Below are 14,299 nucleotides of genomic sequence, written 5' to 3' on the forward strand. Positions count from 1 at the left end.
TAAAATAAGGCAGGGATAATATTGTCTCTGCCTTTTATTTGCGTTCGTCTTTTGGGGAATGTCCAAAATAGGTACGATATTTGTCATAAAAGTAAGTTTTATTTGAAAATCCAACACTTTGTGCTACCTCGTAAATTGGCATACGTGTAGATAGGAGAAGATGTTTAGACGGACGCCAGGACAATACCGAAAAGAACACCAGCACTGAGAAAATTTTAAACTTTTATTCAAAAGCGACTCTGGATGATACTCCTGAAAAAAGCATTCCCCCTTGCTAATTCTATTATAGGGTCTCCATTCTAGACAATTCTTGGGGGGGGGGGGAGATAGCATTCGCATAGATGCAGTCTTTGTATACCTCATAGGCAATCCGCAATGATTATAGCGTCATGTTAACAGAGCTATCGTTCTGGTTGAAACTACTTTCAAGATTTAAGAGAAAAGTAATTGTTATTAGAAATTAGAACCAAAATCTCAGATATTGTTGAAAGCGCTTCAAAAAATAGTTATAATAACATCGTGAGATTGAAAGCGCTTTAAAAATCGATCTACAATAGCAAAGGAGAAGGCTGTCTATGGCACAAATGACAAAAGACGAGCTGATTGCCAAAATAAAAAATGGCATCATTGTTTCCTGTCAAGCCTTGCCACACGAACCGCTATATACTGAAGCAGGTGGGATTATTCCCCTTTTGGTGAAAGCGGCTGAACAAGGAGGAGCTGTTGGCATTCGAGCTAATAGTGTTCGGGATATTAAGGAAATTAAAGAGGTTACTTCGTTGCCGATCATCGGCATTATCAAGCGGGATTATCCACCTCAAGAGCCATTTATTACCGCAACGATGCGAGAAATTGATGAACTAGCAACTCTGGATATTGAAGTGATTGCTTTTGATTGTACAAAGCGGGAGCGTTTTGATGGTTTAAAGATTGCGGATTTCATCAAGCAAGTGAAGGAGAAATATCCTCATCAATTGTTCATGGCAGATGTGAGTACCTTTGAAGAGGGAGCTGCTGCGGTAGAAGCGGGTGTGGACTTTGTAGGGACAACTTTGTCGGGCTACACTTCTTATAGTTTGCAAGGTGAGGGGCCGGATTTTGATCTGATAAAAAATTTATGTGATGCAGGTTTGGATGTTATCGCGGAAGGAAAAATTCATTATCCAAGTGAAGCTAAAACGATTCATGACTTAGGTGTTAGAGGAATTGTAGTAGGTGGTGCCATTACGCGTCCAAAAGAAATTACAGAGCGTTTTGTTGCAGCAGTAAGTGAAAAGTAGGAACAATTTTATCCTAAAAAGGATGACAATAAAAGGAGAAACAATATGAGGATGAAGAAAATACTTTGTTCGTTAGTTGCAGGAGCTGCAATTTTATCTTTGGCAGCATGTGGAAATTCAGGTGGTTCAAACAAGTCGGCTGATTCAGGTAATTCTTCTGGTAAGACAGAGATTACTTGGTGGGCTTTCCCAGTCTTCACGCAAGAAAAAGCAAACGATGGTGTTGGAACTTATGAAAAAGAAATTATCAAAGCATTTGAAAAAGCCAATCCAGATATTAAAGTGAAACTAGAAACAATTGATTTCAAATCTGGTCCAGAAAAAATTACAACTGCGATTGAAGCAGGAACAGCACCAGATGTCCTCTTTGACGCACCGGGCCGGATCATTCAATATGGTAAAAATGGTAAATTGGCAGAATTGAACGATCTCTTTACAAATGATTTTGTCAAAGATGTCAATAACAATCAAATCATTCAGGCCAGCAAAGCTGGTGACAAAGCCTATATGTATCCAATTAGCTCTGCGCCATTTTACATGGCATTGAACAAGAAAATGCTAAAAGAAGCTGGTGTGTTAGACCTTGTTAAAGAGGGCTGGACAACTGCTGACTTCGAAAAAGTATTAAAAGCATTGAAAGCTAAAGGGTATACTCCTGGCTCACTCTTCAGTAATGGTCAAGGTGGTGACCAAGGTACACGTGCTTTCATTTCAAATCTTTATGGTGGTTCTGTAACAGATGATAAAGTGACAAAATATACAACGGACAGTCCAAACTTTGTCAAAGGTTTGAACAAAGCAGTGAGCTGGATTAAAGATGGTTTGATGACAAACGGATCTCAATTCGATGGTGGAGCAGATATTCAAAACTTTGCAAATGGGCAAACTTCTTATACTGTTCTTTGGGCACCTGCGCAAAAAGGCATCCAAGCTAAACTCTTGAAAGCTAGTGGTGTCGAAGTTGTGGAAGTGCCATTCCCATCAGATAACGGAAAACCAGCTTTGGAATACCTTGTAAATGGTTTTGGTATCTTTAACAATAAAGATAAAAAGAAAGTAGAAGCTGCTAAAAAGTTTGTCAAATTTATTGCGGATGATAAAAAGTGGGGGCCAAAAAATGTTGTTCGTACAGGTGCCTTCCCAGTTCGTTCCTCATTTGGAAAATTGTATAATGACAAACGGATGGAAACAATCAGCACTTGGACAAAATATTATTCACCATATTACAATACGATTGATGGATTTGCAGAAATGAGAACACTCTGGTTCCCAATGTTGCAATCTGTTTCAAATGGCGATGAAAAAGTTGAATCTGCTTTGAAGACCTTTACAGAAAAAGCAAATGAAACCATTAAAAAAAGTAAAAAATAAATAATGTAACGATTTCCCTTTTTCTGTTGTTGGTTTCATAAAATAGGAAAAGGGAATTTTTTATCAAAAAGAGGAGGTCAGTATCTCCTCTAGCTAAATGAGGTGTTGAATGTGAAAGTGAATAAAATAAGAATGAGAGAAACGGTGATTTCCTATGCTTTTTTGGCACCAGTTCTATTATTCTTTATTGTCTTTGTATTGGCACCGATGGTGATGGGATTTGTAACGAGTTTCTTTAATTATTCTATGACATCCTTTTCATTCGTTGGATTGGACAATTACTCACGAATGTTTAAAGATCCAGTCTTTATTAAATCTCTCATTAATACGGTGATTATTGTTATTGGTTCGGTACCAATTGTTGTGTTGTTCTCTTTGTTTGTGGCTTCTCAAACCTATAGTCAGAATGCGATTGCACGGTCATTTTATCGGTTTGTCTTCTTCCTGCCAGTGGTAACAGGGAGTGTAGCGGTAACCGTTGTATGGAAATGGATTTACGACCCGCTGTCAGGGATTTTAAACTTTGTACTAAAGTCAGGGCATGTCATCAATCAAAACATTTCCTGGCTAGGAGATAAGCATTGGGCTTTAATGGCGATTATTGTGATTTTGCTGACAACTTCTGTCGGACAACCCATTATTCTCTATATTGCTGCTATGGGAAACATTGACAATTCATTGGTGGAGGCTGCGCGTGTTGATGGAGCGACAGAACTGCAAGTTTTCTGGAAGATTAAATGGCCGAGCTTACTTCCGACAACGCTCTATATTGCGATTATTACTACGATTAACTCTTTCCAATGTTTTGCCTTGATTCAGCTGTTGACATCTGGAGGGCCAAACTATTCAACCAGTACATTGATGTATTACCTGTATGAAAAAGCCTTCAAGTTATCTGAATATGGTTATGCTAATACCATGGGAGTATTTTTAGCTGTCATGATTGCTTTGATTAGCTTTGCCCAATTCAAGATTCTTGGAAATGATGTCGAATATTAAAGAAAGGAGAGACAAGATGAAACAGAAAAAAATGAGTGCCTTTACGGTAATTTCAACGATTATTCTCTTGGTGTTGACCGTTCTCTTTGTTTTTCCTTTCTATTGGATTTTAACAGGGGCTTTCAAATCGCAGCCAGATACGATTGTCATTCCACCTCAATGGTGGCCTAAGATGCCAACATTAGAAAATTTCCAACAGCTGATGGTGCAAAATCCAGCCCTGCAATGGATGTGGAATAGTGTCTTTATCTCGCTAGCAACCATGTTTTTGGTCTGCATTACCTCTTCTTTAGCAGGTTATGTTTTGGCCAAGAAGCGTTTTTATGGGCAACGTATTCTTTTTGCGACCTTTATCGCTGCTATGGCTTTGCCTAAGCAAGTTGTGCTGGTTCCTTTGGTTCGTATTGTCAACTTTATGGGAATTCATGATACACTAGCTGCAGTTATTTTGCCTCTTGTCGGCTGGCCTTTTGGGGTCTTTCTCATGAAGCAATTTAGCGAAAATATCCCAACAGAATTGTTGGAATCTGCTAAGATGGACGGCTGTGGTGAGATTCGTACTTTTTGGAATGTTGCTTTTCCAATTGTGAAACCAGGTTTTGCCGCTCTTGCTATTTTTACCTTTATCAATACATGGAATGACTACTTTATGCAATTGGTCATGCTGACATCGCGTCAGAATCTGACTATTTCACTTGGGGTGGCAACAATGCAAGCTGAAATGGCGACCAACTACGGTTTGATTATGGCTGGTGCTGCTATGGCAGCTGTTCCGATTGTAGCTGTCTTCTTAATATTCCAAAAATCCTTCACGCAAGGTATTACCATGGGAGCTGTGAAAGGATAAGGAGGCCGACCAAATGATTTTCGATGAATTAGAAAATCTCGCCCACTACAAAGGTATCCATGAGAATTTAGATTGCGCCATTGATTATCTCCTGACGCACGATGTAAACGATTATGATTCGGGACGGTATGAGATTGACGGAGAAAAAGTATTTCTGTTTGTACAGGAAAATGAATTGTGTTCTGACACGACAGATGATTTTGAATTTCATCACCATTATCTAGACTTGCATTTGCTTTTAGCAGGGCATGAAATCATTCGATATGGCAACAGGGTAAAAGAAGTGAGAAAACCGTATGATAAAAAGAAGGACATTGGCTTTGTGACTTGTGAGCAATCTCTTCCATTTTATTTGGATAAACAGAATTTTGTTCTATTTTTACCCAATGAGCCGCATCAGCCCAATAGGTTTGCTGCTAAAGGTGATAAGGTCAAAAAATGTGTCGTAAAGGTTTTGCTCAACGATTGAAATAACTAACGAGGAGGTAGAGTCATGGAAAAGAGAGGTTCTCAGCTAATACAAAGTATTTTTGATACAGATAATTTCTTTATGAGAATATGTGAGAAAATATTAGATTTGGTGACTGTGAACTTGCTCTTTTTGCTGTCCTGCTTGCCAATTGTTACGATTGGTATTGCAAAGATGAGCTTGTATCAGACTTTGTTTGTCATCAAAGATTCGCGTCGCGTAAAAGTCACAGCAACCTATGTGCAGGCTTTTAGAAAAAACTGGAAAATTGGTTTCAAACTCGGTTTGCTAGAGTTGCTGATTGTAGGTATCAGTCTATTTGACCTCATGCTCTTTTGGCGACAAGAGACGCTACCATTTCAAATGTTAAAAGCAACTTGTATCGGTGTCATCATTTTTACTAGTTTGCTGTTTTTATGTATCTATCCTTTGGCAGTTAAGTTTGAAATGACGATAAAAGATATGTTGCAAACGGGTCTTATCATGGTGAGTTTGCATTTCCCGTGGTTTTTTTTGATGATAGCCTTATTAGCTGCAATCATCTTTTTCCTCTCTAGTTCAGGATTTGTGTTGCTACTAGGCTTTACTCTTTTTGTATTAGTCGGTTTTGCAGCCTTAGGATTTTTGCAATTGCCCATCATGGAAACTATTTTTAATAAGTACAAACGATAAAATCAATCAAATTGGAGAATAAAATATGAGAGATTTAAAAAAATACGAAGGGGTCATTCCGGCCTTTTATGCCTGCTATGATGACCAAGGTGAGATTAGTCCGGAGCGTGTGCGGGCTTTGGTAGAATATTTCCTCAAAAAAGGAGTTCAGGGCTTGTATGTCAATGGCTCGTCGGGGGAGTGTATCTATCAAAGCGTTGCCGATAGGAAATTGATTTTGGAAGAAGTCATGGCGGTGGCAAAAGGGAAACTAACGATTATTGCCCACGTCGCTTGCAACAACACTAAGGATAGTGTGGAATTGGCACGCCATGCAAAAAGTTTGGGAGTAGATGCTATTGCGGCTATTCCGCCGATTTACTTCCGCTTGCCAGAATACTCGGTTGCCCAATATTGGAACGATATTAGCGCAGCTGCGCCACAAATAGACTTCGTGATTTACAATATTCCGCAGTTGGCAGGTGTAGCTCTGACGCCGAGTCTCTATACAGAAATGCTCAAAAATGAATGCGTGATTGGTGTGAAGAACTCTTCCATGCCTGTCCAAGACATTCAAACCTTTGCAGCACTTGGTGGAGAAGACCACCTCGTCTTTAATGGTCCAGATGAACAGTTCTTAGGTGGTCGCCTGATGGGAGCAAGAGCAGGTATCGGCGGAACGTATGGAGCAATGCCAGAGCTTTTCTTAAAGCTCAACCAATTGATTGCCGACAAAGAATTGGAGAGAGCAAAAGAATTACAATTTACCATCAACACTATTATCGGAAAATTAACTGCTGCTCATGGAAATATGTATTCTGTCATCAAGGAAGTCTTGAAAATCAATGAAAATCTGAATATCGGTTCTGTCCGTTCTCCATTAACACCAGTGACAGACGCGGATCGTCCGATTGTAGAAGAAGCAGCTCGCTTGATTCGTGTAGCTAAGGAAACGTTCTTGTAATAAAAAAGAGGTGGATTATGGGGAAATATATTGCCATTGATATTGGTGGAACAAATATCAAATATGGTCTGATTGATGATACCGACACCTTGCTGGAAGCGCATGAAATCCCAACAGAGGCTCATAAGGGCGGTCCAGAAATTTTACACAAGGTAAAGGGAATTGTAGCACGTTATTTAGAACAAATTCCAGTTGCTGGGGTTTGTATCTCCTCAGCCGGAATGGTCGATCCAGATAAAGGAGAAATCTTTTATGCTGGCCCTCAGATTCCAAATTATGCTGGTACTCAGTTCAAGAAAGTGGTAGAAGAAACATTTGCCGTTCCTTGTGAGATTGAAAATGATGTCAATTGTGCTGGCTTGGCGGAAGTTATGTCAGGCAGCGGCAAGGGAGCGAGCATTGCGATTTGTTTGACGATTGGAACGGGTATCGGTGGTTGCTTGCTGGTGGACGGTCAGGTTTTCCACGGTTTTAGTAATTCGGCCTGTGAAGTCGGTTATGTGTATCTGCCAGACGGTGCTTTCCAAGATGTGGCTTCAACGACTGCCATGGTCAACTATGTAGCAGAGCTTCACGGAGAAGATCCTACTATGTGGAATGGACGCCGCATTTTCAAAGAAGCGACCGAAGGAAATGCACGTTGTATCCAAGGAATCGACCGCATGGTCAACTATTTGGGGCAAGGGATTGCGAATATTTGCTATGTGGTCAATCCAGAAGTGGTGATCTTAGGTGGCGGCATTATGGGTCAAGAGGCCATTCTTCGTCCTCGAATTGAGACTGCTATGAAAGCTTGTCTGGTACCAAGTATTGCTGAAAAAACCAAGCTCGCTTTTGCTCATCATCAAAATGCTGCAGGGATGTTTGGAGCTTATTATCACTTTAAAAATAAACATCATTAACGAAAAGCCTTCTATAATGAAAATGAGCAAATCCTTTGGTGAGGAGATGCTCATTTTTATTTGATCCCTTATTTGTGTCGCCTGTAATAGCCGTTTAATTTTTGATTTTCCCAAAAGCTGTTGAAGATTTTTTCCTTCTTTTCCCGGTCAATTTCTAGGAAAAAGGCATAAAGGAGGTCAATCATAAGTAGCATAGGAAACTGTGCTGAGATGCGTAAGATATACTCTGGTTTGCTTTGAATGGCAACAGTGATGATTTCAGTAAAGGTTTCTTTGACTTTGTTGGGGTGTCCTGTTACTAACACCGTTTTCGCACCCATTGCTTGAGCGTCGATGAGACTGTTGATGATAGATTGCGTTCCTCCGGACAAAGAAAATCCAATAACCAAGCAATTTTCATCTAGGATACTGGTTGTCCAAGCAAAACCGTCTTGATCTGTCAACGCTTCGCAGACAACACCAAGCCGCATGAAGCGCAGTTTCATATCGCGTGCGACAAGACCAGAGCTTCCCGTCCCAAAGAAATAGACGCGGTCAGCTGCTTCGATGAGATTGGCAACGCGCAGCAGTTTGTCTTCGTCAACCAATTCCTCAGTTTGTTGACGGATTTGAGCATAGTTTCGTAGCACTCTACGAGATAAGTCATTTTGTACTTTCTCGTCCTGTTCCGCGTTTTCTTGCAATTGATGAAGGTATTGAAAATTAAACTCTCTGTAGCCTTTAAATCCGCATTTCTTTGCAAAGCGTGTCAAGGCTGCTTGAGAGATGTAGAGAGCTTGCGCAACTTTTTGAGAAGAGAGATCGTCATAGATGCTAGAAGGGCTCAAAAAGTAGTTGGCAATCCGCTTTTCTAAGTCGGTCATGCTATCAAAGTGGCTTTCAATCGTTGTTAAGATATGCTGCGTATTTTCCATAAGAGGTCACTTTCTTTGCTGGTGATAGTTATAGAACAACTGTTTTAAGAGTATAATTGTATTATAACATTTTTAAGGGGAATTAAGTAGGAGGGAGCTTTTCAGAACAGGTAGTTAGGAAACACGTAAATAAGCAGGAAATATAAACTGATAGAGTGGAAAATACAATATAAAAAATGTTCATCTACCTAGAAAAGAAATAAAACTCTGTGACGAATGATTTGAAAATGTGTTATAATTTACACAAGAAAGCGTTACACCTATTGTGTCAAAAGGAGGTGCGAGATATGACGAATGCTACTCTTGAGCAAATGCAGGAAATTGAGCAAGCAGCAGATGAAGTGTTGGCGGGCTATAAAAGTCAAATTCAGGAATTGCGAGAGCAAGCGGCTAGTAATCTGAAACAGCTAGGGCAATCTTACGACGAAGAGAAAGAGCGATTGGTGACCGAGTTAAAGGAGCGCTCTGAACGAGAGTTAGCTGTCTTAACACAGGATTTAGAGCAAACGAGACAAGAGAACGAAGAAAAAGCCCAAGCGGCTTTGTCAAATAAAAAAGAAGTGCTGCTACAAATGATTGTGGACAGGGTGGTAGAAAAATATGGCCATTAGTCAAATGCAGGAGTTGTCGCTGCTATTGCCAAAAGATTTGTTGGATGATGTCCTCTCCTATTTGCAAAATCTCCAGTCGGTTGAAATTCAAAACTTGCAGACAAAAGAAACTTGGCAGGGAGCTTTCGAGCAAAAGTTAGTGTGGAATCCTGATAAGTCTTTCTCGGAACATCTTCAAACTTTGACTCGGCGGCAGGAAAAACTTGCAAATATGATTGAACGTTTGCAAGCGTTTGTGCCAAAGAAGAAATTACTGGAGTCGTTGAAGGAAGCTCCTTTGGAAACAACCTTTGTAAGTCTAGAAGAAGCAGGGCAGGCGCGTGATGAAGAAGCGCTTCTTGCTAACATTCAACAACAATTTCAATCGTTGACAAGAGCGCAGGAAGTTAAAGAAAGAGCTCAGTCAGATGTGGCAGAGCTAGAAAAATGGGCAAGTTTAGCCGTTACGCCGTCAGCACTTAAGCATTTTAAACACCTTCGTGCGTTTGTGGGAAGCATTCCAAGCAGTGAGAACAATCAGCTAAATGCTCGATTACGGGACTATCCTAATCTGGAAGTCCAAGAGATTTTCACCAGTACCACAGAAAGTGGAATTCTTGTGCTATGTAAAGCAGAAACAGCTAAGGAAATGCAAGCATTCTTGACAGAGCTTGGTTTCAAACCTTTTGAATATCCCTTTGAAGAATTGCCTAGTGAGCGCTTGACATCGTTAAAAGAAACGATAAAGGAACAAGAAACGGTTATCAGCTCAATGCAAACGCAGCTTGCAGCTTCCAGCAAGGAACTGCAACAGCTCAAACTTCAGTTGGACTATATTTTGAATCTTACTTCTCGCCAAGAAAGCAAGGGAGATCTTGCCAGTACGCAGAATTTGGTTGCTTTAGAAGGCTGGATTGAGCAAGAGCAGATAGAAGATTTGAAAATGGGTCTTGCGCAACAATTTGGTGGGGCTGTCTTGCTTCAAATCCATGAAATGGAGGCAGCTGATCGACAGCGAGTCCCGACAAAACTTAAAAATAATGCTCTGATTGAGCCCTTTGAGCTGGTGACAGAGATGTATTCGCTGCCGAAATACGAAGATAAAGATCCAACGCCCGTGGTTTCGGTCTTCTACTTTATCTTTTTTGGCATGATGGCAGCTGATATTGGCTATGGTCTGTTGCTCTTTGGCGGAACGACTTGGGCTTTGAAGACTTTATATGTTAAGCCAAGTCTAGCAAAGAATTTACGCTTTTTTAGAATTTTAGGAATCGGTGTTGCACTCTGGGGAGTGATTTATGGTTCTTTCTTTGGCTTCAAATTGCCTTTTGCGCTCATTGATACCAGCACAGATGTGATAACCATTTTGATTATTTCGGTCGTGATTGGCTTTGTAACAGTCATGACAGGACTGTTTCTCAGTGGCAAAAAGAACATTCGCATGAAGGATTATGCGGCAGCTTATAATTCAGGTTTTGCGTGGATGCTGATTCTCATTGGTCTGGCTTTGCTAGCAGCGGGGCGACTGTTCCCAACTCTTGCTATGGTCGGCTTTATCGGGCAATGGCTGGCTATTGTAAATGCTGTGGGCATTGTACTGGTTTCTATTATCAGTGCTAGGAGTTTGAAAGGTTTGGGTTCTGCACTGTTTAATCTATACAATATCAGCAGCTATGTGGGAGATTTGGTGAGCTTTACGCGACTCATGGCTTTGGGGCTTGCTGGTGCAAGCATTGGCTCAGCCTTTAACTTAATTGTTAGTCTCTTTCCGCCTTTTGCTCGCTTTAGTATTGGGATTGTGCTGTTTCTCGCCCTCCACGGTATCAATATGTTTCTCTCCTTTTTATCAGGCTATGTGCACGGAGCGCGTTTGATTTTTGTTGAATTTTTTGGGAAATTCTACGACGGTGGCGGAAAAGCTTTTAAACCTTTGAAGCCAGCAGAGAAATATGTCCGCTACAAAAAATAGCACAGCGAAATTATTTTAACAACTCAGCTAGAAGTTTTATGTCATTGACAAAATTACTAAATAAATAATGTTTACTATTAGAAATGGAGTTTATTCATGCAAGCTTTTTCATCTTATTTTTCAACTTACGGTGGTGCTTTTTTTGCCGCACTCGGTGTGGTTTTTGCGATTTTTCTCAGCGGTATCGGTTCTGCGCGCAATGTCGGTTCAACCGGTCAGGCTGCGGCAGCCCTATTAAAAGAACAACCTGAGAAATTCGTTAGCGCTTTGATTTTGCAGCTTTTGCCAGGTACGCAAGGCTTGTACGGTTTTGTTATCGGGATTTTGATTTTCTTTAAAATCCAGCCTGAAATGGCTCTTCAGACAGGTCTAGCCCTCTTTTTTGCCGCACTTCCAATCGGAATTGTTGGTTATTACTCTGCTAAATATCAAGGAAATGTAGCAACCGCTGGTATGCAGATTTTGGCAAAGCGACCTGAAGACGTCATGAAAGGGGTTATCCTTGCTGCTATGGTAGAAACCTATGCTATTCTTGCCTTTGTTGTATCTCTTTTGATGGTATTGAATGTAAAATGAGACAGGTTCAATGTCTTGAAACAAGATTTCATAGAAGGAGGCAGATATGGAATTTGAATCTCATTTGAGGGATTCGGTTTTGGAGCAGGCGCATGAAAATGGGCGGCAGCTATTAGCCGATGCTAAAGAGTCTATTGAGCGTGAAGCTAAAGAGCAAGAAACACGGTTGAAACAAGAAAAACTGCAACAGCGTGAGCAAGAAATAAAAGCGATCAACCGTCAGGTACAGCGTGAAGTGCAGCAGCTAGAAAATGAAAAACGTCAGTCTACTTTGGCGACCAAGCAAGGGATTTTGAAAGAATTATTTGCGGAGGCTTATGAGCAAATGGCGACTTGGTCGGTCGAGCAGGAGCAGGATTTCTTGGAGCAGGTCTTAAAAAAGTATCCGCAAGAAGAACTTGTTTTGACAGTTGGCTCACGGACATTGGTTAAATATTCGGCTGGACAATTGGAACGATTGTTAGAGCACTATCCGCACGTAAAATTGGCTTCCTCGTCTGTGAGTGGAGAAGCAGGTTTTCTCCTTTCGCGAGGCAATATTGACGATAATTACCTCTATCGCAATTTAGTAGATTCTTTGTGGCAGGAGGAGAGTTATCAGCTTGCTCAGACGATTTTCCAAGATGAAGCAGACTAAGGAGGCGTTCTATGAATGAAAAGACCTTCGCTCAAGTGAATACAGAAATTAGTATTCATGAGAGTAGTTTCTTAAGTCCTGCGCAATATGAGCAGTTGTTGCGAGCTTCAACTTCTGAAAGTCGCTCAGCAGCTTTGGAAGGGACAGCATATAATCCGAATCATGAACAACTAACTGACTTAAATACGATTGAGAGATTTCTCATGAAGCATTTGTTTGCAGAGTATACATGGGCTTTTGAAGTCAGTCCAACATCTGCTTTGGTGGAGTTTTTCACGCTTAAATATACTTATCACAATCTTAAAGTGTTGCTTAAGCACAAGGCAACAGGCTTAAATTTAAAGCATCTGTTGATTCCTGTCGGGTCATATTCGTTAGACATGCTGGAGCAGCTGATTACAACTTTTTCTGCGGAATACTGTCCCAAATTGATGGTGGATGAAATAGAAGCGACTTGGGCGGAATATCAAGATTATCAAGATGTACGCGTTCTGGAAATTGGAATGGATCTGGCTTATTTCAAGCACTTAAAAAGCTTGGAATCTGCATTTGAAGATGAGCGGCTCAAGCAACTGGTGCGGTTGACAATCGATTTTTATAATGCAGTAACGGTGCAGCGAGCGATTCGGCACCAAAAACCGCACAGTTTTATGACGCAACTCTTATCTGATGAAGGCACTTTGACGAATGCGGAGTGGATTGAATTGGCAGAAAAAGGTCATCTCGCTAGCTGGTTTTCCAAAGTTAATCCACTAGAATTTGACGCAGAACTAAGCATTTATGAAGAAAAACTGCGTTCGGGTAAACTGACAAATCTTGAACTGGAGTATCTAGCAGACTTGGTTCAGTTTAAGCTCTTAGAGCAAGGGCGATTTGAAACAAGTGGTCCGCTTCCGCTCGCTCGTTATTTATTGGGAAAAGAGTTGGAAGTGAAGAATCTTCGACTTATTTTGACCGGTTTGACAAATCAGCTTCCAGTAGAAAACATTAAAGAAAGGATGAGACCGATTTATGGCCAGTAAAACTTATAAAATTGGTGTGGTGGGGAACCGCGACGCCATTCTGCCTTTTCGCCTGATTGGTTTTCAGACTTTTCCAGTCACAGGAGCAGCTGAGGTTGTGAATGTTTTACGCCGACTGAGTCGAGAAGATTTTGCCATTATTTATTTGACAGAGGATGTGGCTGCAGAAATCCCTGAAACATTGGCTTACTATGATAAGCAAGTGCTGCCGGCGATTATTTTAATCCCGACTCATAAAGGAATAATGGGATTAGGACGGGGACGCATTCGTGAGAATGTAGAAAAAGCAGTCGGACAGGATATATTGTGAGGTTTTTATGAAAATAAATGAATTAGGCCAGCCCATTGGAGATGCCCTGCCGAATTTCAAACCGGGAGATTTACCCAAGCTGGAGCGACTAGAAGGACAATATGTTATCGTTGAATGTCTGTCCAAGGACAAGCATGGGGCGGATTTGTATGAAGTCTATGGTCCGAATTCTCCTGCTGATATGTGGACGTATCTCTTTCAAAATCCTGTTCAAAGTCAGGAAGAATGGTCGGCCTTGCTAGATCAGATGTTGGCAGCTCAGGGTCGTTTTTACTATGCCATTGTAGACAAGGAGAGTGGCAAGGCATTGGGTACTTTTGCTCTAATGAGAATTAATCGTGGTAGCCGTGTCATTGAGGTGGGGTCTGTGACCTATTCGCCCCAATTGAAACGAACCAGACTGGCGACAGAAGCCCAATATCTGTTGGCACGCTACGTTTTTGAGGAGCTTGAGTATCGCCGCTACGAGTGGAAATGCGATGCACTCAATCAACCTTCAAGATACGCAGCAGAAAGGCTTGGTTTTATCTACGAAGGCACTTTTCGTCAGGCAATTGTTTATAAAGGGCGTAACCGAGATACTGATTGGCTAGCCATGATTGACAAGGACTGGCCAGCGGTCAAAATTCGTTTAGAAAAATGGCTAAGCCCAGATAATTTCGATGAAAATGGGCAACAAATAAAAGCCTTGTCTGATTTTTAAAATAAGAAGTATCAATTTTTGCTGTAGAGATAGCTAAGAAGGGTTTCAAGCTCACGGCAAGGATAGAAAATAAGCAAAAATCTCCCAAAGAATGG

The 14,299-nt window shown here is 41.0% G+C and carries 17 protein-coding genes; 15 read left to right on the top strand and 2 right to left on the bottom strand.

Annotated elements, in window-relative coordinates:
• Nucleotides 1-34: 34 nt before the first annotated feature.
• Nucleotides 35-205, bottom strand: a complete 171-nt coding sequence (locus SanJ4206_RS00485; RefSeq protein WP_306806815.1) for a helix-turn-helix domain-containing protein — start codon at nucleotides 203-205, stop codon at nucleotides 35-37.
• A gap of 370 nt (nucleotides 206-575) precedes the next feature.
• Between SanJ4206_RS00485 and SanJ4206_RS00490 the strand changes: the two genes are divergently transcribed.
• From SanJ4206_RS00490 to SanJ4206_RS00525, 8 genes are all read left to right on the top strand, one after another.
• Nucleotides 576-1,280: an N-acetylmannosamine-6-phosphate 2-epimerase gene (locus SanJ4206_RS00490; protein WP_157621995.1), complete on the top strand. Its 705-nt coding sequence runs from the start codon at nucleotides 576-578 to the stop codon at nucleotides 1,278-1,280.
• Nucleotides 1,281-1,325: 45 nt separating this feature from the next.
• Nucleotides 1,326-2,651: an ABC transporter substrate-binding protein gene (locus SanJ4206_RS00495; RefSeq protein ID WP_037596356.1), complete on the top strand. Its 1,326-nt coding sequence runs from the start codon at nucleotides 1,326-1,328 to the stop codon at nucleotides 2,649-2,651.
• Nucleotides 2,652-2,762: 111 nt separating this feature from the next.
• Nucleotides 2,763-3,650 (top strand): carbohydrate ABC transporter permease, encoded by an 888-nt coding sequence (locus SanJ4206_RS00500; RefSeq protein WP_003074939.1) that lies wholly within the window; start codon nucleotides 2,763-2,765, stop codon nucleotides 3,648-3,650.
• A gap of 16 nt (nucleotides 3,651-3,666) precedes the next feature.
• The gene (locus SanJ4206_RS00505; RefSeq protein ID WP_022525236.1) at nucleotides 3,667-4,497 is read left to right on the top strand and encodes a carbohydrate ABC transporter permease; all 831 of its coding nucleotides are present in this window, start codon (nucleotides 3,667-3,669) and stop codon (nucleotides 4,495-4,497) included.
• 13 nt (nucleotides 4,498-4,510) lie between these two features.
• On the top strand, nucleotides 4,511-4,966 hold the full coding sequence (locus SanJ4206_RS00510; RefSeq protein ID WP_003028561.1) for a YhcH/YjgK/YiaL family protein: 456 nt from the start codon (nucleotides 4,511-4,513) through the stop codon (nucleotides 4,964-4,966).
• 24 nt (nucleotides 4,967-4,990) lie between these two features.
• Nucleotides 4,991-5,638 (top strand): YesL family protein, encoded by a 648-nt coding sequence (locus tag SanJ4206_RS00515; protein ID WP_003028563.1) that lies wholly within the window; start codon nucleotides 4,991-4,993, stop codon nucleotides 5,636-5,638.
• 25 nt (nucleotides 5,639-5,663) lie between these two features.
• Nucleotides 5,664-6,581 carry a dihydrodipicolinate synthase family protein gene (locus tag SanJ4206_RS00520; RefSeq protein ID WP_003028564.1) on the top strand — a complete coding sequence of 306 codons (918 nt, stop codon included), beginning with the start codon at nucleotides 5,664-5,666 and terminating at the stop codon, nucleotides 6,579-6,581.
• 17 nt (nucleotides 6,582-6,598) lie between these two features.
• Nucleotides 6,599-7,483, top strand: a complete 885-nt coding sequence (locus tag SanJ4206_RS00525) for an ROK family protein (protein WP_003028565.1) — start codon at nucleotides 6,599-6,601, stop codon at nucleotides 7,481-7,483.
• A gap of 68 nt (nucleotides 7,484-7,551) precedes the next feature.
• On the opposite strand, the gene SanJ4206_RS00530 is transcribed toward SanJ4206_RS00525, so the two are convergent.
• Entirely contained in the window at nucleotides 7,552-8,397 is an 846-nt protein-coding gene (locus tag SanJ4206_RS00530) for a MurR/RpiR family transcriptional regulator (RefSeq protein WP_003028566.1), read from the bottom strand.
• Nucleotides 8,398-8,684: 287 nt separating this feature from the next.
• Between SanJ4206_RS00530 and SanJ4206_RS00535 the strand changes: the two genes are divergently transcribed.
• From SanJ4206_RS00535 to SanJ4206_RS00565, 7 genes are all read left to right on the top strand, one after another.
• Nucleotides 8,685-9,008: a hypothetical protein gene (locus SanJ4206_RS00535; protein ID WP_022525235.1), complete on the top strand. Its 324-nt coding sequence runs from the start codon at nucleotides 8,685-8,687 to the stop codon at nucleotides 9,006-9,008.
• Complete coding sequence (locus tag SanJ4206_RS00540; RefSeq protein ID WP_003028568.1) at nucleotides 8,998-10,956, top strand: V-type ATP synthase subunit I; 1,959 nt, start codon at nucleotides 8,998-9,000, stop codon at nucleotides 10,954-10,956. The genes SanJ4206_RS00535 and SanJ4206_RS00540 overlap by 11 nt, the downstream gene beginning before the upstream one ends.
• A gap of 96 nt (nucleotides 10,957-11,052) precedes the next feature.
• Complete coding sequence (locus tag SanJ4206_RS00545; RefSeq protein WP_003027244.1) at nucleotides 11,053-11,532, top strand: V-type ATP synthase subunit K; 480 nt, start codon at nucleotides 11,053-11,055, stop codon at nucleotides 11,530-11,532.
• Nucleotides 11,533-11,578: 46 nt separating this feature from the next.
• A complete protein-coding gene (locus tag SanJ4206_RS00550) occupies nucleotides 11,579-12,169 on the top strand; it encodes a hypothetical protein (RefSeq protein WP_003028569.1) in 591 nt (196 codons plus the stop codon).
• Between the two features lie 11 nt (nucleotides 12,170-12,180).
• Nucleotides 12,181-13,191: a V-type ATPase subunit gene (locus tag SanJ4206_RS00555; protein WP_157621996.1), complete on the top strand. Its 1,011-nt coding sequence runs from the start codon at nucleotides 12,181-12,183 to the stop codon at nucleotides 13,189-13,191.
• Complete coding sequence (locus tag SanJ4206_RS00560; protein ID WP_157621997.1) at nucleotides 13,181-13,501, top strand: V-type ATP synthase subunit F; 321 nt, start codon at nucleotides 13,181-13,183, stop codon at nucleotides 13,499-13,501. Before SanJ4206_RS00555 ends, SanJ4206_RS00560 begins: the two co-directional genes overlap by 11 nt.
• A 7-nt stretch (nucleotides 13,502-13,508) precedes the next feature.
• A complete protein-coding gene (locus SanJ4206_RS00565) occupies nucleotides 13,509-14,204 on the top strand; it encodes a GNAT family N-acetyltransferase (protein ID WP_157621998.1) in 696 nt (231 codons plus the stop codon).
• Nucleotides 14,205-14,299 lie beyond the last annotated feature (95 nt).

The sequence above is a fragment of the Streptococcus anginosus genome, from assembly GCF_001697145.1.
GTDB classification, from domain to species: domain Bacteria; phylum Bacillota; class Bacilli; order Lactobacillales; family Streptococcaceae; genus Streptococcus; species Streptococcus hominis.

Bases quoted from the DNA above. Each gene is read 5' to 3' on its own strand.
- SanJ4206_RS00520 (WP_003028564.1), top strand. From the start codon at position 5,664: ATGAGAGATTTAAAAAAATACGAAGGGGTCATTCCGGCCTTTTATGCC.
- SanJ4206_RS00515 (WP_003028563.1), top strand. From the start codon at position 4,991: ATGGAAAAGAGAGGTTCTCAGCTAATACAAAGTATTTTTGATACAGAT.
- SanJ4206_RS00530 (WP_003028566.1), bottom strand. From the start codon at position 8,397: ATGGAAAATACGCAGCATATCTTAACAACGATTGAAAGCCACTTTGAT.
- SanJ4206_RS00565 (WP_157621998.1), top strand. From the start codon at position 13,509: ATGAAAATAAATGAATTAGGCCAGCCCATTGGAGATGCCCTGCCGAAT.
- SanJ4206_RS00535 (WP_022525235.1), top strand. From the start codon at position 8,685: ATGACGAATGCTACTCTTGAGCAAATGCAGGAAATTGAGCAAGCAGCA.
- SanJ4206_RS00540 (WP_003028568.1), top strand. From the start codon at position 8,998: ATGGCCATTAGTCAAATGCAGGAGTTGTCGCTGCTATTGCCAAAAGAT.
- SanJ4206_RS00560 (WP_157621997.1), top strand. From the start codon at position 13,181: ATGGCCAGTAAAACTTATAAAATTGGTGTGGTGGGGAACCGCGACGCC.
- SanJ4206_RS00490 (WP_157621995.1), top strand. From the start codon at position 576: ATGGCACAAATGACAAAAGACGAGCTGATTGCCAAAATAAAAAATGGC.
- SanJ4206_RS00550 (WP_003028569.1), top strand. From the start codon at position 11,579: ATGGAATTTGAATCTCATTTGAGGGATTCGGTTTTGGAGCAGGCGCAT.
- SanJ4206_RS00545 (WP_003027244.1), top strand. From the start codon at position 11,053: ATGCAAGCTTTTTCATCTTATTTTTCAACTTACGGTGGTGCTTTTTTT.
- SanJ4206_RS00510 (WP_003028561.1), top strand. From the start codon at position 4,511: ATGATTTTCGATGAATTAGAAAATCTCGCCCACTACAAAGGTATCCAT.
- SanJ4206_RS00525 (WP_003028565.1), top strand. From the start codon at position 6,599: ATGGGGAAATATATTGCCATTGATATTGGTGGAACAAATATCAAATAT.
- SanJ4206_RS00555 (WP_157621996.1), top strand. From the start codon at position 12,181: ATGAATGAAAAGACCTTCGCTCAAGTGAATACAGAAATTAGTATTCAT.
- SanJ4206_RS00505 (WP_022525236.1), top strand. From the start codon at position 3,667: ATGAAACAGAAAAAAATGAGTGCCTTTACGGTAATTTCAACGATTATT.
- SanJ4206_RS00495 (WP_037596356.1), top strand. From the start codon at position 1,326: ATGAGGATGAAGAAAATACTTTGTTCGTTAGTTGCAGGAGCTGCAATT.